General features: G+C 74.3%; 13 protein-coding genes. 5 read left to right on the top strand and 8 right to left on the bottom strand.

Annotated elements, in window-relative coordinates:
- The first annotated feature begins 268 nt into the window (after positions 1-268).
- Positions 269-1288: a LacI family DNA-binding transcriptional regulator gene (locus ACIQG9_RS05635; protein ID WP_400398682.1), complete on the top strand. Its 1020-nt coding sequence runs from the start codon at positions 269-271 to the stop codon at positions 1286-1288.
- Between the two features lie 32 nt (positions 1289-1320).
- Here the strand turns inward: ACIQG9_RS05635 and ACIQG9_RS05630 are convergent, their stop codons facing one another.
- Positions 1321-3900: a putative bifunctional diguanylate cyclase/phosphodiesterase gene (locus ACIQG9_RS05630; RefSeq protein ID WP_400398681.1), complete on the bottom strand. Its 2580-nt coding sequence runs from the start codon at positions 3898-3900 to the stop codon at positions 1321-1323.
- 286 nt (positions 3901-4186) lie between these two features.
- Here ACIQG9_RS05630 and ACIQG9_RS05625 point away from each other — a divergent pair, with 286 nt between their 5' ends.
- The gene (locus ACIQG9_RS05625; RefSeq protein ID WP_400398680.1) at positions 4187-4561 is read left to right on the top strand and encodes a PH domain-containing protein; all 375 of its coding nucleotides are present in this window, start codon (positions 4187-4189) and stop codon (positions 4559-4561) included.
- A gap of 21 nt (positions 4562-4582) precedes the next feature.
- Here ACIQG9_RS05625 and ACIQG9_RS05620 read toward each other — a convergent pair whose 3' ends face one another.
- On the bottom strand, positions 4583-5509 hold the full coding sequence (locus ACIQG9_RS05620; RefSeq protein WP_400398679.1) for a 2-hydroxyacid dehydrogenase: 927 nt from the start codon (positions 5507-5509) through the stop codon (positions 4583-4585).
- A gap of 165 nt (positions 5510-5674) precedes the next feature.
- Here ACIQG9_RS05620 and ACIQG9_RS05615 point away from each other — a divergent pair, with 165 nt between their 5' ends.
- The 3 genes from ACIQG9_RS05615 to ACIQG9_RS05605 all read left to right on the top strand — a co-directional run bounded on the left by ACIQG9_RS05615 (position 5675) and on the right by ACIQG9_RS05605 (position 10415).
- Complete coding sequence (locus tag ACIQG9_RS05615) at positions 5675-7483, top strand: GAF domain-containing SpoIIE family protein phosphatase (RefSeq protein WP_400398678.1); 1809 nt, start codon at positions 5675-5677, stop codon at positions 7481-7483.
- Between the two features lie 70 nt (positions 7484-7553).
- On the top strand, positions 7554-8717 hold the full coding sequence (locus tag ACIQG9_RS05610; RefSeq protein ID WP_400398677.1) for a PQQ-dependent sugar dehydrogenase: 1164 nt from the start codon (positions 7554-7556) through the stop codon (positions 8715-8717).
- A 111-nt stretch (positions 8718-8828) separates the two neighbouring features.
- On the top strand, positions 8829-10415 hold the full coding sequence (locus ACIQG9_RS05605) for a metallophosphoesterase (protein ID WP_400398676.1): 1587 nt from the start codon (positions 8829-8831) through the stop codon (positions 10413-10415).
- Positions 10416-10509: 94 nt separating this feature from the next.
- On the opposite strand, the gene gatB is transcribed toward ACIQG9_RS05605, so the two are convergent.
- The 6 genes from gatB to ACIQG9_RS05575 form a co-directional block, all read right to left on the bottom strand.
- Entirely contained in the window at positions 10510-12009 is a 1500-nt protein-coding gene (gene gatB / locus ACIQG9_RS05600; RefSeq protein WP_400398675.1) for an Asp-tRNA(Asn)/Glu-tRNA(Gln) amidotransferase subunit GatB, read from the bottom strand.
- 93 nt (positions 12010-12102) lie between these two features.
- Positions 12103-12732 (bottom strand): DUF4276 family protein, encoded by a 630-nt coding sequence (locus tag ACIQG9_RS05595; RefSeq protein ID WP_400398674.1) that lies wholly within the window; start codon positions 12730-12732, stop codon positions 12103-12105.
- Positions 12732-14123 carry an AAA family ATPase gene (locus ACIQG9_RS05590; protein WP_400398673.1) on the bottom strand — a complete coding sequence of 464 codons (1392 nt, stop codon included), beginning with the start codon at positions 14121-14123 and terminating at the stop codon, positions 12732-12734. Before ACIQG9_RS05590 ends, ACIQG9_RS05595 begins: the two co-directional genes overlap by 1 nt.
- Positions 14124-14133: 10 nt before the next feature.
- A complete protein-coding gene (gene gatA / locus ACIQG9_RS05585) occupies positions 14134-15609 on the bottom strand; it encodes an Asp-tRNA(Asn)/Glu-tRNA(Gln) amidotransferase subunit GatA (RefSeq protein WP_400398672.1) in 1476 nt (491 codons plus the stop codon).
- A complete protein-coding gene (gene gatC, locus ACIQG9_RS05580) occupies positions 15606-15911 on the bottom strand; it encodes an Asp-tRNA(Asn)/Glu-tRNA(Gln) amidotransferase subunit GatC (protein ID WP_400398671.1) in 306 nt (101 codons plus the stop codon). Before gatC ends, gatA begins: the two co-directional genes overlap by 4 nt.
- Positions 15912-16088: 177 nt before the next feature.
- Positions 16089-18584, bottom strand: a complete 2496-nt coding sequence (locus tag ACIQG9_RS05575) for an EAL domain-containing protein (protein WP_400398670.1) — start codon at positions 18582-18584, stop codon at positions 16089-16091.
- Between the last annotated feature and the right edge of the window lie 28 nt (positions 18585-18612).

Genomic DNA, 18612 nt, shown 5'->3' with positions numbered 1-18612 from the left:
CCCTCCGGTAACCTCAGGGCGCCTCTGGGAGCGCGACCATGCGTGGTGAAGCGCTCTCCCGCGCAAAATGACGAGCACCAGGGCGACCTCGACTACCGTCTCAGGCCGTACGCTTAACCGCGCAAGTAACCGGTCGGCCCGACGGCGTACGCCGACCACGGCCGGGGAAACCGTCCGGCGGTCGCACCGGTAGCGTGAGGCCCGCCGGTCACCCCCGGCCCCGTGGGACCGGCCTGCACAGGCCGCGAGAAAGTGGAGGAGCACGCCGGTGAAGCGGCCGACCATCGCCGACGTCGCCCGGCGCGCCGGAGTGTCCAAGGGCGCGGTGTCGTACGCGCTCAACGGGCAACCGGGCGTCTCGGAGGCCACCCGACAGCGCATCCTGGCCATCGCCGCCGAGATCGGCTTCAGTCCGAGCAGCGCCGCCCGCGCGCTCTCCGGGGCCACCGCCAACGCGGTCGGCCTGGCCCTGTGCCGGCCAGCCCGGATACTGGGCATCGAACCGTTCTTCATGGAACTGATCAGCGGCGTCGAGGCGGAACTCTCCGCCCGGTCGTACGCGCTGACCCTCCAGGTGGTGGCCGACCAGGAGGCGGAGATCGCGGTGTACCGGCGCTGGTGGGCCGAGCGTCGGGTGGACGGCGTCTTCGTCTGCGACCTGCGCACCGACGACATCCGGGTGCCCGCCCTGGAGGAGTTGCAGCTACCGGCGGTGGTGATCGGCGGGCCGGGGCACACCGGCACGCTGGCCAGCGTCTGGTCCGACGACGCGGCGGCACTGGCGGAGACCGTCGAGTACCTGGTGGCGCTCGGCCACCGGAAGATCGCCCGGGTCGGCGGGCTGCCGTCCCTGCTGCACACCGAGATCCGCACCGACGCCTTCGCCGAGGTGTGCCGGCGGCTCGGGCTGACCGACGCGGTCACCGTCTGGTCCGACTACACCGGCGAGGAGGGCGCCCGGGCCACCCGCCGGCTGCTCAGCTCCGCCCAGCGCCCCACCGCGGTGATCTACGACAACGACGTGATGGCGATAGCCGGCCTCTCGGTGGCGCAGGAGATGGGCCTCGCCGTCCCCGGCGACCTCTCCATCGTCGCCTGGGACGACTCCCCGCTGTGCCAGCTCGTGCACCCGCCACTGACCGCGCTCGGCCGGGACATCCCCGCCTACGGCGCACACGCGGCCCGCCAGCTCCTCGCCGTCATCGCCGGCGAGCCGGTGTCCGGCCTCCAGGACGAGACGGCCCACCTGACCCCGCGCGGCAGCACCGCCCCACCCCGAGCAAGGTGAACCGGTTCAGCATCCGGTGAGCCACGGTCCGCTCACCGGGACGCCGAGGGAAACCCCTCGAAGTACGCCTCGACCCGCTCGGCGGTGGCCGGGCGGGCCAGCGCGAAACCCTGCCCGTACCGGCAGCCGGCCCGGACCGCCCGGTCCACGTCCGGCTCGTGCTCCATCTGCTCCACCACCACGGTCAACCCCAGCCGCTCCTCGAGACCGACCACCACGTCGATCAGCGGCCGGGCCGGTTCGTCCACCATGACCGGGGGCGGCGGCACCTTCAGCAGGTCGATCGGCAGCCGGCGGAGCTGGGCCAGGGAGGCGTGCTCGACCCGGAAGTCGTCCAGCGCGGTGCGCACCCCGAGGGACCGCAGCCCCGCCAGCCGGGCCACCACGGTCGACAGGTCCGCGCCGAGCCTCGGCTCGCCGACCTCCACCACCAGCCGGTCCGCCGGCACGCCGTGCCCGGCCAGGACGGCGACCACCCGGGCCAGGAAATCCGGCGCGGTCAGCTCGCCCGGGGTCACGTTGACCGCCATCCACAGCTCCCGGCCACCGGTCGACCAGTCGGCGAGCTGCCGGCAAGCCCGGTCCAGCACCCAGCGGCCCACCTCGCCGACCAGGCCCAGGTCCTCGGCGACCGGCAGCAGCTCGGCCGGCAGGACGGTGCCGAGCACCGGACTGCGCCAGCGCAGCAACGCCTCGGTGCCGACCGGCCGTCGGTCGGCCAGCGCCAGCACCGGCTGGTAGACCAGGTCCAGCTCGCCCCGCGCCGCCGCACCGGGCAGCTCACGTTCCAGGTCGAGCCGGCGGACCAACTGTTCCTCCAGGTAGGCGTCGTACCACTCGACCCGGTCCCGGCCGAGCTGGACGGCCCGGCGTCGGGCCAGGTCGGCCTGGCGCAGCGCGTCCTCCGGCCCCGCCCCGGCCAGCTCGGCCAGGCCGACGCTGACCCGCAGCCGGACCATGGTGCCGGGCACCGGGCAGGGCTCGGTCAACACGGCCACCAGCCGCCCGCCCAGCCCGTACGCCGGCACCGGACCGGCGTCGGTGACCACCGCGAACTCCTCCCCGGACACCCGGGCGACCAGACTGCGCGGGCCGACCACGTCCCGCAGCCGACGGGCGGCAGTGATCAGCACCGCGTCCCCCACCACCGGGCCGGGGCCGTCGTTGACCGGACCGAGGCCGTGCACGTCGAGCAGGAGCAGCGCACCCGGCGCGCCGCGCCGCTCGGCCAGCACCCGCAGCAGCTCCCGCCGGTTGGCCAGGCCGGTGAGCGGGTCGGTGGCGGCGACCCGGCGCAGTTCGCGCTCCAGCCGGCGGCGCTCCCCGACGTCGCGCACGTGCAGCACCACCGCGTCCACCTCGGGCACCCCACGCTGGTCGCTCACCGTCGACTCGGTCTCCCGCCAGCCGCCGTCACCGCCGCGCATCCGGGCCACCAGCAGTGGCGGCGCCCCGTCGGACGGTGGCGCGGCGAGCCGGGCCAGGGTGTCCGGCACGTCGTCCGGGTGCAGCAGGTCGGCCAGCGGCAGCCCGCACACCTCGTCGTCGCGCAGCCCGAACCAGCGCTCGCCGGCCGCCGAGAGCCAGCGCACCCGCAGTTCGTCGTCGAGCAGCAGGATCAGGTCGCGACCGCCGGAGACCAGCGTCCGGAAGTGCGCCTCCCGGGCGGCCAGCCGCCGCGCCCACTGCCGGTTGTCCGCCGCCGAGATCAGCTCACGGCCGACCAGCGACGGGATCACCGCGAGCCCGAGCAGGACGGCGGTCGGGGTGAAACTGCCGACGAACGCCAGGTGGCAGAGCGCGGCGCCGGTGGCGACCGCCGCCGGCGCGGTGACCCGGGGCCAGGCCGAGGGCTGGCCGGGGCCACCCCGCGCGTCGCCGGCCGAGACCCGGGTCATCCCGGCGGCGGTGAGCAGCGCCCCGCCGACCAGCGGCGGCACGGCGGTCAGCAGCGCCGACTCCGGCGCGCGGTAGTCCAGCAGTACCACCAGGTCGGCCAGGCCGAGCAGCACCGCCGCCGCCCCGACCCGGCAGAGCGCCGCCCCGGGACGGCGACGCCGGTCGGCCAGCGCGCCCACCAGGAGCCCGGCCAGCCCGCCCGCGCCGACCACGCTGACCAGCCGGACCACCGGTGGCACCGGCCCCGGTGGGAGGAGCACCCAACCGGCGAAGAGCAGGGCGGTGCCGAGCCCGAGGGTGTCGACGGTCCGGCGCAGCCGCGCCCGGGATGCCAACCGGGAGTGGCCGGGGAGCAGGAGCAGGCCGATGCCGTAGGCCACGGTGGCCGCACCGAGCCCGACCGCCACCACCTCGGTCCGCCGCACCACCGCCGCCAGCGGCAGCACGGCCACGGTCATCCCGACCACCGCCACCGCGACGTCGAGCAGGGCGGCGGCCCGACGGCGGTGCGGGGCCTGCCGGTCCTGTCCCCCGGCGGCGGCCAGCCGGGACAGCCGCAGGCTCGCCAGGGCGCACCCGGCGGCACCGGCGAGCGTGGTGGCCGCCAGCGGCGGGAGGGCACCGGCCAGGGCGGCACTGACCAGTGACGCGGCCAGCGCGAGGACCGCGACCACCGGGACCGGTGGACGACGGACGGGGTACGCGAGTGGCACGGCGGTCGCCTTCGTGAGGGGGACACGGGGCGGTGCGGCGGTGCGATGCTGCGGTGATGCCGTGATGCCGTGATGCCGTGGTGCCGTGGTGCCGTGGTGCCGTGGTGCCGTAATGCCGTGGTGCCGCGCGACGCCTCGGACGACATGCGGCGCACCATTCCCGCCAACGAGTGACCGACCCTGCGGTTACGCCCCCGGCCCGTGACCCGCGTCACCGACCCGTGCTCTCCGGCACCGTCGGCCGCCCGGCCGGAGCCGCCCCGGGCCGGGGTGGGATCATCGGGAGGTGAGTCGCGCCGACACCATCCGCTTCCGGCACAACCAGGCCATCCTGGTCGCCGCCGTCGTCGCCACCATCGGCGCGCTGCCGCTGGCCACCGCCCGGGGGTACCTGCTGCCGGTGCTGCTGGTCCCGCTCGCGATCGCCGTCTGGGCGTGGCGGGCCGGCACCGACGCCGACCCGCGTGAGCTGCGGCTACGCGCCCTGGCCGGCGGCCGGCGGATCCCCTGGGAGCAGGTCGTCGAGCTGGCCACCGACCCGCGCGGCCGGGCCGTCGCCCGACTCGCCGACGGTCAGCAGGTTCCGCTCCCCGCGGTCCGCGGTGCGGACCTGCCCCGGCTGGTGTCGATCACCGGGCAGGCCCTGCCGGACGGCCACTGAACCCGACGCCGCGCCCCGGCGTCAGTACCCGTCCACCACCGCGTTGACCAGCGGCTCTCCGGCGGCGAACCGGCGTACCTGCTCCCCCACCAGCCGGTACGCCCGGGGCAGCAGCCCGCGTACCGAGCCGGCGACGTGCGGGGTGAGCAGCACGTTCGGCAACTCCCACAGCGGATGCTCGGCGGGCAGCGGCTCCGGGTCGGTGACGTCCAACGCGGCCCGCAGCCGGCCGGAGGTCAGCTCGGCGACCAGCGCGGCGGTGTCCGCCACCGGGCCCCGGGCGGCGTTGACCAGCAGCGCCCCGTCCGGCATGGCGGCCAGGAAGGCGGCGTCGACCAGCCCCCGGGTGGCGTCGGTCAGCGGCACCAGCAGCACCACCACGTCGGCGTCGGGCAGCAGCCGGGGCAGCTCGGCCACCGCGTGCACCCCCTGCGCCGGGCGGGCCGTCCGGGCGACCAGGGTGAAGGTGACGTCGAACGGGGCCAGCCGGGCCCGGACCGCCGCGCCGATCGAGCCGGCACCCACGATCAGCACCCGCTTGCCGGTCAGCTCGTCGGTCGGGACGACCCGGTCGTACGCCCACTCCCGCCGGGCCTGCGCGCGGGCCATCGCGGGGAAGCTCCGAAGCTGGGCGAGGATCGCGGCGACCACCCACTCGGCGGTGCCGGCGTCGTGCACGCCCCGCGCGTCGCACAGGGTCACCCCGGCCGGCACCCGGCCGATCCAGGCGTCCGCGCCGGCGGAGAGGAGCTGCACCACCGCCAGGTCCGGCAGCCGGTCCAGCATCGCGGTGGTGTCCCCGGCGGAGAGGAACGGCGGCACCCAGAACCGGACGTCCGCCGGGTCGGCGGGTGGGGACGCCGGGTCCGTCCACGGCTGCACCGTGACACCGGCCGGCACCTGCCCGAGCAGCTCGACACCGGCGGGGTGCGGAATCCATACCTTCACGCGTGCCGACGATAGCGGTCCGTCGGCGGACCGACCCGGCGGGCCGGCCACCGACCACCCGGTGGGCGACGCCGCCCACGTCCGTGGGCGACAACCGGAGCAGGCAGGTATAACCGAGGATCGGAACGTCGCACGGCGTCCGGTACGACGGCAGACAGGTGGTCGATGACCGAGCCCTCCGCACGGCCCGCCGTCGACATCGCCGCGCTGGCCGACCCGGTCCGGCTACGGTCACTGGCCGACACCGGCCTGGACGCCGCACCGGACGAGGCGTTCGACCGCTTCGCCCGGCTGGTGAGCGACCTGCTCGACGTGCCGGTGGCGCTGGTCTCCCTGGTCAGCGAGACCCGGCAGTTCTTTCCCGGCGCGGTCGGGCTGCCCGAGCCGTGGGCCGGCCGCCGGCAGACCCCGCTGAGCCACTCGTTCTGCCAGCACGTGGTCGACACCGAGATCCCGATGGTGCTCCCGGACGCCCGGCTCCACCCCCGGGTACGGGACAACCTGGCCGTGCCGGAGTTGGGGGTCGTCGCGTACGCCGGCATCCCGCTGACCGACCTGGACGGCCGGGTGCTCGGCTCGCTCTGTGCGATCGACAGCAAGCCCCGGGCATGGTCCCCGGCCCAGCTACGGACGCTGGCGGACCTGGCCGCGGCCTGCTCGTCCGAGCTGCGGCTACGGATCGCGCTGGACGGCGCCGAGGTGGCCCGGCGGCGGGTCGAGGAGGCGCACGACCGGCTCAACCTGCTGGCCGCGCTGAGCGAGACGCTGTCCGGCACGCTCGACGTGGAGACGGCCGTGGGTCGGCTGGCCGACGCGGTGGTGCCGCTGCTGGCCGACTGGGCCCTGGTGACCCTGGTCGACCGGGCGGGCACGCCCCGGCGGGTCACCGCCGTGCACCGGGACCCGGCGCGCGCCGCCGACGTGGCCCGGTTCGGCGAGTTGGCGGCCACCCGGCTCGGCCCCGAGTCGATCACCCGGACGGTGTTGCGGACCGGGCAGCCGGTGCTGCGCAGCGCCGCCGACCTGGCCGACGTACGGCGGGCCAGCACCGAACCGGAGCTGGTGGCGCTCGCCGGGCGGCTGGGCTTCGCCTCCCACCTGACCGTGCCGGTGCCGGCCCCCGGCCAGGGCACCCCGATGGGCGTGGTCACCCTGATCAACGGCCCGGGTCGGCGCGCCTTCGACGACACCGACCTGGGCACCGCCCGGGAGATCGGCCGCCGTGCCGGGCAGGCGGTCGGCAACGGCTGGATCTACGGCGAGCAGCGGCACGTCGCCGAGGTGCTCCAGCACAGCATGCTCCCCCGGCTGCCGGCGAGCCGGTGGGTGGAGCTGGTGGCCCGCTACCAGCCGGCGGCCGACCGGGTGGAGGTGGGCGGCGACTGGTACGACGCCTTCGTCCAGCCCGACGGCGACCTGGTCGCGGCGATCGGCGACGTGGCCGGTCACGACATCGAGGCCGCAGCGACCATGGGCCAGCTCCGCAACCTGGTCCGGGGCAACGCGTACGGCCGCGACGACCCGGTCGACGAGCTGATGGCCCGGCTGGACGCCACCATCTCCGGGCTGCGCATCCCGACGGCCGCCACGGCGGTGCTGGCCCGGCTGCGACCCGACCCGGCCGGCGGGGTGACGGTCACCTGGTGCAACGCCGGCCACCCGGCGCCGCTGCTGGTCACGGCCAACGGCACGGTCGGGTTCCTCGACGGCCGGCGGGAGCCGCTGCTGGGGCTGGCCCGGCCCGTGCCGCGCACCGGCCGGGAGGTGCTCCTCGCCCCCGGCGACACCCTGCTGCTCTACACCGACGGGCTGGTGGAACGCCGGGACCAGCCGATCGACGAGGGGATGGCGGAGCTGCGGGACCGGGTCGCCGCCGCCGGCGTCCGGCCCGCGGCCGAGCTGTGTGACCTGCTGCTCGGCACCGAGCAGCGGCGCGAGGACGACGTGGCGCTACTGGCCGTGCGGGCCCGCTGAGCCGTCCACGGACCGGTCGGCCGGCGTCGGTGGGCCGGCGGGTTCGGCTTCGCGGGCTAGGCTGGGGCGGGTGAAGGCCCGTCCCCCGATTCCCCGCGCCGGCCGCGTCCGCGCGGCCCTGGCGACCTCCGGCACCGCGCTGCTGCTGGCCGGGTGCAGTCTCGGCCCGCCGGAGCCCGACCCGGCCGGCGAGCCGCCCAACCTGCCGACCCCGTCGACGTCGGCGAGCGCCCCCGAGCAGCAGGTGGTGGCGACGGTGCTGGCCACGGGGCTGCGGGTGCCGTGGGCCATCGACTTCCTGCCGGACGGGGCCGCGCTGGTCACCGAGCGGGACAGCGGCCGGATCCTCAAGGTCGGGCCGGAGTCCGGCCCGGAGGGGCTGAAGGTCACCCTGGTGCAGACCGTGCCGGGGGTGGCGGCGGCCGGTGAGGCGGGGCTGCTCGGCATCGCCGTCTCCCCGTCGTACGCGGAGGACCGGTCGGTCTTCGTCTACTACACCACCGAGCGGGACAACCGGGTGGCCCGGCTGGAGCTGGGCGGCGTCCCGACCCCGATCCTGACCGGCATCCCGAAGGCGGGCAACCACGACGGCGGTGGGCTCGCCTTCGGACCGGACGGGCAGCTCTACGTCAGCACCGGTGACGCCGGCGACCGGGACGCGGCGCAGGACCGGGCCAGCCTGGCCGGCAAGATCCTGCGGATCACCCCGGCCGGCAAGCCGGCCCCGGGCAACCCGTTCCCGAACTCGCCGGTCTGGTCGCTGGGGCACCGCAACGTGCAGGGCATGGCGTGGGACGCCGCCAAGCGGATGTACGCCACCGAGTTCGGCCAGAACACCTGGGACGAGATCAACCGGATCGACCGGGGCGCGAACTACGGTTGGCCGACGGTGGAGGGGCAGGCCGGGGACAAGCGGTTCGTCGACCCGATCGTGCAGTGGCGTACCACCGAGGCGTCCTGTTCCGGGCTGGCCACGACCGGCCGGCTGCTGGTCGCCGCCTGCCTGCGCGGCGAACGGCTCTGGCTGGTGGAGCTGACCGACATCGGCACCGTGCTCGGCCAGCCCCGGGAACTGCTCACCGGCAGGTACGGCCGGCTGCGGGCGGTCACCCCCGCCCCGGACGGCTCGCTCTGGGTCGCCACCTCCAACCACGACGGGCGGGGCCAGCCGGTGCCCGAGGACGACCGGCTGCTGCGGCTGGTCTTCGCCGACGGCGGTGCCGGCCGGAGCTGACCGCCGCCGGGCCGGTCGGCGCGGCCGGACACCGGGGCACGTACCGGGCGGATCGGCCGCCCGTCCGCCGGGTTTGCCAGGATCTCTCACAGGGCAGGTCAGAATCTCAGCATGGACGGTCAGGAGAACGAGCAGCGCGGGACCGGGCACGACGCCCCGGCCCGGCGTGAGCGGCGCTGGCGACGCGACGGCCGGGCGGGGGTCGTCCGCCGGGTCGGCGTGGTGCTCGCGGTGCTGCTGGTCGGCCTGGCCGGCACGGTCATCGGGGTGTTCGCCGGCGGCCGGGTCAGCACCGACATCGGCCCGTTCCGGGCCGACCTGACCCTCGCCCCGGCCGTCCAGGGCAGCACCACCGTCGACATCCCGCCGCTGGGCGCGCTCCAGCTCAACAGCCACGACGGCCCCACCCACCTGACGGTCGGGCTGGGCGCGTTGGACCAGCGCAAGACCGAGGCGCTGATCGACGACCCGGCGAGCATCAGCCGGGCCAGCCAGTCGGCGGTGGAGGACGTACGCAACGGGGTGATGCGGCTCGGGCTGCGTACCCTCGGCGCGGCGGTGCTGGTCACCCTGCTGCTGGCCGCGCTGGTCTTCCGGGACACCCGGCGCACCGCCTGGGCCGGCGGGCTTGCGCTGGCGGTCACCGCCGGCAGTCTCGGGCTCGCCGTGGGCACCATCCGCCCCCAGGCCATCGAGGAGCCACGGTACGAGGGGCTGCTGGTCAACGCCCCGGCGATCGTCGGCGACGCCCGGCGGATCGCCAACGACTACACCCGCTACGCCGAGCAGTTGCAGCGGCTGGTCGGCAACGTCAGCCAGCTCTACACGACGGTCTCGGCGCTGCCGGTCTACGAGCCGGCACCGGGCACCACCCGGGTGCTGCACGTCTCCGACATGCACCTCAACCCGACCGGCTGGCAGCTCATCCGCACCGTGGTGGAGCAGTTCGGCATCGACGTGGTGATCGACACCGGCGACCTGACCGACTGGGGCTCGGAGCCGGAGGCGTCGTACGTCGGCTCGATCGGCCTGCTCAAGAAGCCGTACGTCTACATCCGGGGCAACCACGACTCACCCCGGACGGCCGCGGTGGTGGCCCGACAACCGAACGCGGTCGTACTGAACAACTCGACCACCACGGTGGCGGGGCTGACCATCGCCGGCATCGGTGACCCCCGGTTCACCCCGGACAAGGAGACCTCACCGGCCGGCAGCGGGCTCACCAAGCAGGTCGCCGACCAGGTCATCGGCGCGGGCGAACAGCTCGCCGCCACGGTGACGAGCGCGCCGACGCCGGTGAACATCGCGCTGGTGCACGATCCGGCCTCGGCCGGGCCGCTCTCCGGCACCTGCCCGCTGGTGCTCGCCGGGCACACCCACGCCCGGCAGGTCTCGAAGCTGCCGCAGGTGCCTGGCAAGCAGCCCACCCAGCTCATGGTGGAGGGCTCCACCGGCGGCGCCGGGCTGCGTGGCCTGGAGGGCGAGAAACCCACCCCGCTGTCGATGACGGTGCTCTACTTCGACCAGCAGAAACTGCTCCAGGCGTACGACGACATCACCGTCGGCGGCACCGGCCAGGCGCAGGTCAACCTGGAACGGCACGTGATCCAGGAGCCGGCGAAGGGCGCCGACGTCCCGGTGACGGCGACCCCCACCCGGGGCGGCCCGGAGTCGGTGTCACCCAGCCCGACCCGCTGACCGAGGCGACCACCTGCCGGGTGGCGCGGGTCGCGCGTACTCGGAGAAGGCGGGAGGCCACCGTCGGTCACGACGGCGGCCTCCCCCGGGTGGTTCAGCCCTGGACGCCGAGGCGCTCCAGGATCAGGTCGCGGACCGTCTTCGCGTCGGCCTGGCCCCGGGTGGTCTTCATGACCGCCCCGACCAGCGCGCCGGCCGCGGCGACCTTGCCACTGCGGACCTTCTCGGCGATGCCCGGGTTGGCGGCGATCGCCTCGTCGACGGCGGCGGTGAGCGCGCCGGTGTCGGAGACGACCTCCAGGCCCCGGTTGGCCATGATCTCGGTCGGCGAGCCCTCGCCGTCGACCACGCCCTCCAGCACGGTACGGGCCAGCTTGTCGTTGAGCTTACCGGCGTCGACCAGGCCCTGGAGCTCGGCGACCTGGGCCGGGGTGGCCCCGACGTCGGCCAGCTCCACGCCGGTCTCGTTGGCCCGCCGGGACAGCTCGCCCAGCCACCACTTGCGGGCGGCGGCCGGGGTCGCCCCGGCGGCGACGGTGGCCTCGATCAGCTCGACCGCGCCGGCGTTGAGCACCGACTGCATGTCCGCCTCGGACAGGCCCCACTCCTGCTGGAGCCGGCGGCGGTGCAGCCGGGGCAGCTCCGGCAGGGCGGCCTTCAGCTCCGCCACCCAGTCGGTGTCGGGCGCGAGCGGCACCAGGTCCGGCTCCGGGAAGTACCGGTAGTCGGTGGCGGTCTCCTTGGACCGACCCGGAGTGGTGTCCCCGGTGTCCTCGTGGAAGTGCCGGGTCTCCTGGGTGATCCGGCCGCCCGCGTCGAGCACCGCCGCCTGGCGCAGCATCTCGGAGCGGACCGCCCGCTCGACCGACCGCAGCGAGTTGACGTTCTTGGTCTCGGTGCGGGTGCCCCACTCCTGGCCGGGCAGGTTGAGGGAGGTGTTGACGTCGCAGCGCAGCGAACCCTCCTCCATCCGTACGTCGGAGACGCCCAGCGAGCGGAGCACGTCCCGCAGCTCGGCGACGTACGCCTTGGCCACCTCGGGGGCGAGCGCGCCGATGCCGGGGACCGGCTTGGTGACGATCTCGACCAGCGGGATGCCGGCCCGGTTGTAGTCGACCAGCGACTCGGTCGCGCCCTGGATCCGGCCGGTGGCCCCGCCGACGTGCAGCGTCTTGCCGGTGTCCTCCTCCAGGTGCACCCGCTCGATGCCGATCCGCACCAGCTCGCCGTTCACCTCGACGTCCAGGTAGCCGTCGACGCACAGCGGCTCGTCGTACTGGCTGATCTGGAAGTTCTTCGGCATGTCCGGGTAGAAGTAGTTCTTCCGGGCGAACCGGCACCACTGCGCGATGGAGCAGTTCAGCGCCAGGCCGATCCGGATGGTCGCCTCGATGGCCGCCTTGTTGGCCACCGGCAGCGACCCGGGCAGGCCCAGGCAGACCGGGCAGACCCGGGTGTTCGGCTCGCCGCCGAAGTCGGTCGGGCAGCCGCAGAACATCTTGGTGTTCGTGCCCAGCTCGACGTGGGTCTCCAGGCCGATCACCGGTTCGTAACGCGCAACGACCTCGTCGTACGCGGGCAGTGTCGTGGTCATGAGACGCTCCAGGCGCGATCCGGACAGAACCCGTCCAGCCTAATGGGGTTGCCTGGCCGCCCCACCCCCGGGTTTCGATCCCCTCGCCGATGGTCAGGCTCGCCGGTAACCCAGCCGGGTCAACGCGTCACGTGTATCGGACCACCACTGCCGGTAGGCCGGAACATCATCGAGTCTGGCCAGGGAGACCAACTCACCCAGTTGGCCGAAGTGATCGGTGGTGGAACGACTGACCCGGCCCATGATGTCGTTGAGCACCTTCTTGGGGTCGGCGATGCGCTCCACGCGTCTCGGCTGCGGGGGCAACCCCATCTCCGCATCCGTCCACCGGACGCCGAGCGCGGTGCGTAGAGCGTCGCCGTCGGTCAACAGCCAGGCCTCCGTCTCGCGGACCGGCACCACGGCGATCAATTGCTCCGCTCGATCTCCCCACAGGTGCCGCAGCGGGCGCAGCCACTCGGCGGCGACCCGGTCTGCGCTGGCACCCTGGTCGTGGTGGAAGAAGATGAGCGAGAAACTGGCGGGATTCTGCTCGACGAGCCTGATCACATCCGTCGTCGAACACGGACCCTTTCGGTCGCGCAGGGGCTGGACGTCGGCAACCTCGACCGCGTCCTCGAACTCCGATTGGCAGATCTCAGTCAGTGCCCTGGCCAGCAGCCTAGGCAGGAATTGGTCGTCGGTGACGCCCTCGGACACCAGCGCGGAGGTGAGATACCGCATCAGCCGTCCAACTCCGCCATCACCTCGAACTCGGCGATCTCCCGTGGGCTCACCACGCTGCCGGCGTCCAGCGCATCGTCGATCGTGAGCTGCTGCGCACCGGCGATCGACCGCCGACGGCTGACCCGGCTACGCGCCCTGCCGCGTTGGACCCGGCTCACCACGTCCATGAACACCGCGTCGGACCGCACAGGTTCCTGCGCGGGCTCCAGCGCCCGCAGGATCGCCGGCGAATGGCTGCTCAGCACCAACTGAGTCAGCGCGGTGCCCTCATTGCCGGCTGCCAACGCCCGTTCGACCAGGCTCCTGAGGTATCTGACGAACTGCGCCAAGCGCTGCGGGAAGATGCCGTTCTCCGGCTCCTCGAAGCAGATGAGCCCCGCGCCGCGCGGATCGTAGAGCGCCGCCAGCAGCGCGATCGCCCGGAGGGTGCCGTCGGAGGCCAACCGGGCCGAGAACGGGGCCTCCTCTCGGGTGACCACCTCCACCTGGCGTTGCCGACGCGCGTCGTCCTCGGTCAACCGCACCCGGACAACCCCGGGAATGACGGCAGCCAGATCGGCCGAGAGATCGTTCAGAGCACCCTCGGGTCGGTCCGGGCTACCTGTCTCGTCCGCCAACCGGCGGAGGGTGTTGGCAAGGTGTCCGCCGTTGGCGGACAGGCTGTCCGGATCGTCGTACGAGTCCGGGGCCCGCAGTGCGCTCGGGTCGAGGTGCAGCAGCCGCCATGACTGCATCTCCCGCTTGAGCGCATAGAGCAGCGGAAAGTCGGTGGCGGTCGTCAGGCTGGACAGCACCGTGGCCGTGGCCGCCGTGGCCGGAAGCCTGCGCTTCCGCCCCTGGTTGCCCTGCTGCCTGATGCTGAAGACCGGCCGCCCTTGGTCGTCCTGCTCGGTCTCCAACGGATCGGCACCCGGCCGGTAGACCGCCAACCGCCGTCGCTGCTCCGCGGTGAACCTCTCCATCCAGGTGTCGCCCGCGCGCCGGATTCGCCGCACCGACTCACTGATGACGTACGGGCGCTGCGTCCCGCTGCTACCCATCGACCGAAGTTCGATGGTGAGCTCGTAACGGAGCCGCGAGTGGTTGACCTCAGCGGTGTCACCGAAGGCATCGGTGACCGAGCGATCCAGCAACACCTCGACCGCGAACGACATCACCTCCAGCGACGTGCCGTCGGTGTGCTTGTGGAAGAGGTCCGCGACGTCACCCCGCATGTGCTGGGCGGCTTCCAGGACGGGATCACCGGCCAGCCTGCTCAGGAACTGGATGGCGTCGAAGAGGTTCGACTTGCCCGCCGCGTTCCGTCCGATGATCACGAGAAAGGGCGGGATGTCCAACGAGAAGTCGCGGAACGACTTGAAGCCGTCGATCTCGATTCGCGTGAGCATCCCGCCTGCCTCACAGTGCCGGTGGGGTGAACGTGCCGACCGCGGACTCCAGCGCGGCGGCCACCCGGTACATCCGGTCGTCCGCCATCGTCGGGGCCATCACCTGCAATCCGACGGGCAGCCCCGCGGAGAGGCCGCACGGCACCGAGATGCCGGGACCGCCGTACAGGTTCGTCGGGATGGTGTACAGGTCCGCCAGGTACATCTGGTACGGGTCGGCGGTGCGCGCCCCGATCGGGAACGCCACGAACGGCGTGGTGGGCGAGATCAGCGCGTCGACCTGCTCGAACGCCGCGGTGAAGTCGCGGGTGATCAGGGTACGCACCTTCTGCGCCTGGCCGTAGTAGGCGTCGTAGTAACCGGAGGAGAGCGCGTACGTGCCGACCATGATGCGCCGCTTGACCTCGGGGCCGAAGCCGGCCTCGCGGGTCAGCGACATGACCTCCTCCAGCGACCGGTTGCCGTCGTCGCCGACCCGCAGGCCGAACCGGACGCCGTCGAAGCGGGCCAGGTTGGAGGAGCACTCGCTCGGCGCGATCAGGTAGTACGCCGGCAACGCGTACCGGAAGTGCGGGCAGGAGATCTCGACGATCTCGGCACCCAGCTTCGCCAGGGTGTCCACCGACTCGCGGAACGCGGCCATCACGCCCGGCTCCGCGCCGTCGCCGGTGAACTCCTTGACGATGCCGAGCCGGACCCCGGTCAGGTCGCCGGTGGCACCCCGCCGGGCGGCGGCCACCACGTCCGGCACCGGCTGCGGGATCGAGGTCGAGTCCCGGGGGTCGTGCCCGCCGATGACCTGGTGCAGCAGTGCCGCGTCGAGCACCGTACGGGCGCACGGGCCGGGGGTGTCCAGCGACGAGGAGAACGCGACCAGGCCGTACCGGGAGGTCCCGCCGTAGGTGGGCTTCGCGCCGACGGTGCCGGTGACCGCGCCGGGCTGGCGGATCGAGCCGCCGGTGTCGGAGCCGATCGCCAGCGGCGCCTCGTACGCGGCCAGCGCGGCGGCGCTGCCGCCACCGGAGCCGCCCGGGATCCGGTCGGTGTCCCACGGGTTGTGGGTCGGGCCGTACGCGGAGTATTCGGTGGAGGAGCCCATCGCGAACTCGTCCATGTTGGTCTTGCCGAGCATCACCGTGCCGGCCTCGCGCAGCCGCTGCACGATCGTCGCGTCGTACGGCGGACGCCACCCCTCCAGGATCTTCGAGCCGACGGTGGTCGGCACGCCCTTCGTGGCGAGCACGTCCTTCACCGCCACCGGCACGCCGGCCAGCGGGCCCAGCTCCTCGCCGGCGGCCCGGCGCTCGTCCACCGCGCGGGCGGCGGCCAGCGCGCCCTCGGTGTCGACGTGCAGGAACGCGTTGACCCGGCCGTCCACCTCGGCGATCCGGTCCAGGTGGGCCCGGGTCACCTCGACGGCCGAGGTCTCGCCGGCGGCGACGAGCCCGGCGAGCTGGGTCGCGGTCATTCTGGTCAGGTCACTCATGCCGCCACGTCCTCGTCCAGGATCCGCGGGACGCGGAACCGCTGCTCCTCGGCGTCGGGCGCACCCGACAGCGCCTCCTGCGGGGTCAACCCGGGCACCACCACGTCCTCGCGGAGCACGTTGGTCAGCGGCACCGAGTGGGAGGTCGGCGGGATGTCCGCCGCGGTGACCTCGCCCACCTGGGCGACCGACTGGAGGATCACGTCGAGCTGGCCGGCGAAGGTGTCCAGCTCCTCCTCGGTGACGGCGAGCCGCGACAGTCGCGCGAGGTGCGCGACCTCCTCGCGGGAGATGGCGGCCATCGGTGCCCCCTTCGTGGCGGTGCTGCTGCGTCTGGGTGTGCCGGCCGCGCCGTCGCGGTGCGGATGACGCGCGGTGACCGGAGCGAGTCTATTGTCCTGCGGTCACGCCGACGCCTCCGACTCCCCCTCCGCCGGGCTACGCGGGCCTGGAAGCCGACCGGAAGGCCGCGGGGGCGGTCAGCGGGCGTGCCGGCGGGGGATCTCGGCGTCGGGGCTGGGCACCGGGCTGAGCGGGCGGTAGCGGGCCAGCCAGGCGGCCAGCTCCTCGGCGGGCATCGGGCGGGCGTAGAACCAGCCCTGCGCGGCGTCGCAGCCCGCCGCGTACAGCAGCCGCCAGGTCCGCTCGTCCTCCACCCCCTCGGCCACCACCCGCAGCCCGAGCGCGCCGGCCAGGTCGATCGTCGACCGGACGATCGCGGCGTCGTCGGGGTCGTCGGCCATCCCCAGCACGAACGACCGGTCGACCTTCACCTCCGACAGCGGCAGCCGGCGCAGGTGTTGCAACGACGAGTAGCCGGTGCCGAAGTCGTCCAGGGAGATGGCCACCCCGAGCTGGTGCAGCCGGGTGATGGTGGCGAGCACCCGCCGGGGGTCGGCCATCAACGCGCCCTCGGTGATCTCCAGTTGCAGCCGCTCCGGGCTCACCCCGTAGCGGGCCAGCCGGTCGGCGATCCGGTCGGCGATCTCACCGGTGTGCAGGTCGCGGACGCTGACGTTGAGCGCCGCCCGCAGGGTGACCCCGGCCGCCGACCACTTGGCGAGCTGCTCCACCACGTCGTCGATCACCCGGTGGGTGAGCAGCCGCATCACCGCGCTCTGCTCGGCCACCCGGATCAGCTCCTCCGGGTCGACCATCCCCCGGCGCGGGTGCCGCCAGCGCAGCAGCGCCTCGACGCCGACCACCTCGCCGGTGGCGATGGCGACCTGCGGCTGGTAGTACATGGTGATCTCGCCGGCATCGGCCGTCCGGTCGCCCTCCGACGGGCCGGTCGGCGCGGCACCGACCGGGGCGGGACCGACCGACGCCGGGCCCCCCGGCGCGGGGTCGACGGACGCGGGGTCGACGGACACCGGGTCGACGGACGCGGGGTCCACCGGGGCGGGACCGGCCGACGCGGGGTCGACCGGTGTCTCCGGGGGCGTCACCAGGGCCGTTCCGCCCTCCGGGGCGGCCGGGCGGCGGCGGACCGGGTCGGCGCCGGTGAGGATCCGGGCCAGCAACTCGTCGGGGTGCTCCGGTGCCGGCCGGGGCCGCCGTCGGCGCAGCCGCCACCGGACCGTGCCGCCGGTGGCGACGCCCGCCTCCCCGGCCAACCGGGACGGCAGCGCCGCGCCGTCCCCGCCCCGTACGGTCCGCCCGGCCGCCGGCCCCGCCTCCAGTACGCGCCGCAGGTCGGCCAGGAGTCCCAGCCGCTCGGCGGAGTTGTGGTCGGACTCGGCGGCGTACACGGCGACGGTGTCGTTGCGGTGCTTCGCGTCGTACATGGCCACGTCGGCGTGGCGCATCAGGGTGGCGTAGTCCTCGCCGTGGTCGGGGAAGAGCGCGATGCCGATCGAGCCGCCGACGTCCAGCGGCAGCCCGTCCAGCGACACCGGCTCGGCCAGCGCGGCGACCACCCGGTCGGCCAGTTCCCGGGCCTCGTCGACGCCGTCGAGCCCGCCGGCGACGATGGCGAACTCGTCGCCGCCGAGGCGGGCCAGCAGGTCCCGGTCGCCCACCACGTCGACCAGCCGGGCGCTCACCTCCACCAGTAGCCGGTCTCCCACCGCGTGGCCGAGCGCGTCGTTGACGTTCTTGAACCGGTCCAGGTCGATCAGCAGCAGCGCGAGGTGGGCGTCCGGCTCGTCCCGGGCGACCCGCTCGGCGTGCCGGTGCACCTGCTCGGTCACCTCGGCGAGCAGCGCCTTGCGGTTGGGCAGCCCGGTGAGCGGGTCGAGGGCGGCGAGCTGTTCCTGTTCACCGGAGAGCCGGGCCATCCGGTAGACCGCGAAGAGCGGCACCAGCACCAGCGGGATCAGCGCGGCGCTGGCCCGCGCCGCGGTCACCAGGACCGGGGCGAGCAGCAGCAGCGAGCCGGTGGAGAGCAGTTCGAACGGCAGCCCCTGCCGGGCGCTGGGCCACCACCGGCCGCCGAAGCGCAGCCGCAACGCGGTGCTGACCAGGCCGTAGTTGACCGCGAACCAGGTGCAGGTGGCGCCGCCGACCGCGACGACGTCGGTCCAGCGCAGCGGAGCGCCGTCGAAGAGGCCGCCCGGGCCGAGCCGGAGCACCAGGTAGGCGGCGGCGAGCGCGCAGGCGTACTGGGCCGCGTTGAAGGTGGTCCGCCAGACGGTGTGCCGCATCCGGGTGCCGGAGACGGCGACCGCGACGGCCTGCACCGCCACCGCCGGGCCGAGGCCCCAGCCGAGCAGGATCGCGAAGGTGAAGCAGGTGGACGGGAAGACCGCAGACGTCTGCTGGCGGCCGGACGGCACGAAGGGCCGGGCGTCGCAGGCGACGGCGAGCACCGCCATCGTCCAGAACGCCGCCGGCAGCCGGCCCGACCGGTCGACGAGGTCCAGCAGGGGTACGGCGGAGACCAGCAGCGCCAGCCCGACCACCCCGGCGACGAAGCCCGCGAACAGCGCCTCCCGCCCGGACGGGACGGAGTTGCGGGGGTCGGCGGTCGCCATCGCACCTCCCGGGCACACCCGTCGGGGT

The organism is Micromonospora sp. NPDC092111 (assembly GCF_044755745.1).
Classification (GTDB): Bacteria; Actinomycetota; Actinomycetes; order Mycobacteriales; family Micromonosporaceae; genus Micromonospora.
This window is presented reverse-complemented; position numbering and strand designations above follow the sequence as displayed.

Coding starts and splice junctions, on each gene's coding strand:
- gatB (WP_400398675.1), bottom strand. CDS start 12,009: ATGACCACGACACTGCCCGCGTACGACGAGGTCGTTGCGCGTTACGAA.
- gatC (WP_400398671.1), bottom strand. CDS start 15,911: ATGGCCGCCATCTCCCGCGAGGAGGTCGCGCACCTCGCGCGACTGTCG.
- ACIQG9_RS05595 (WP_400398674.1), bottom strand. CDS start 12,732: ATGCGGTATCTCACCTCCGCGCTGGTGTCCGAGGGCGTCACCGACGAC.
- ACIQG9_RS05605 (WP_400398676.1), top strand. CDS start 8,829: ATGGACGGTCAGGAGAACGAGCAGCGCGGGACCGGGCACGACGCCCCG.
- ACIQG9_RS05590 (WP_400398673.1), bottom strand. CDS start 14,123: ATGCTCACGCGAATCGAGATCGACGGCTTCAAGTCGTTCCGCGACTTC.
- gatA (WP_400398672.1), bottom strand. CDS start 15,609: ATGAGTGACCTGACCAGAATGACCGCGACCCAGCTCGCCGGGCTCGTC.
- ACIQG9_RS05615 (WP_400398678.1), top strand. CDS start 5,675: ATGACCGAGCCCTCCGCACGGCCCGCCGTCGACATCGCCGCGCTGGCC.
- ACIQG9_RS05575 (WP_400398670.1), bottom strand. CDS start 18,584: ATGGCGACCGCCGACCCCCGCAACTCCGTCCCGTCCGGGCGGGAGGCG.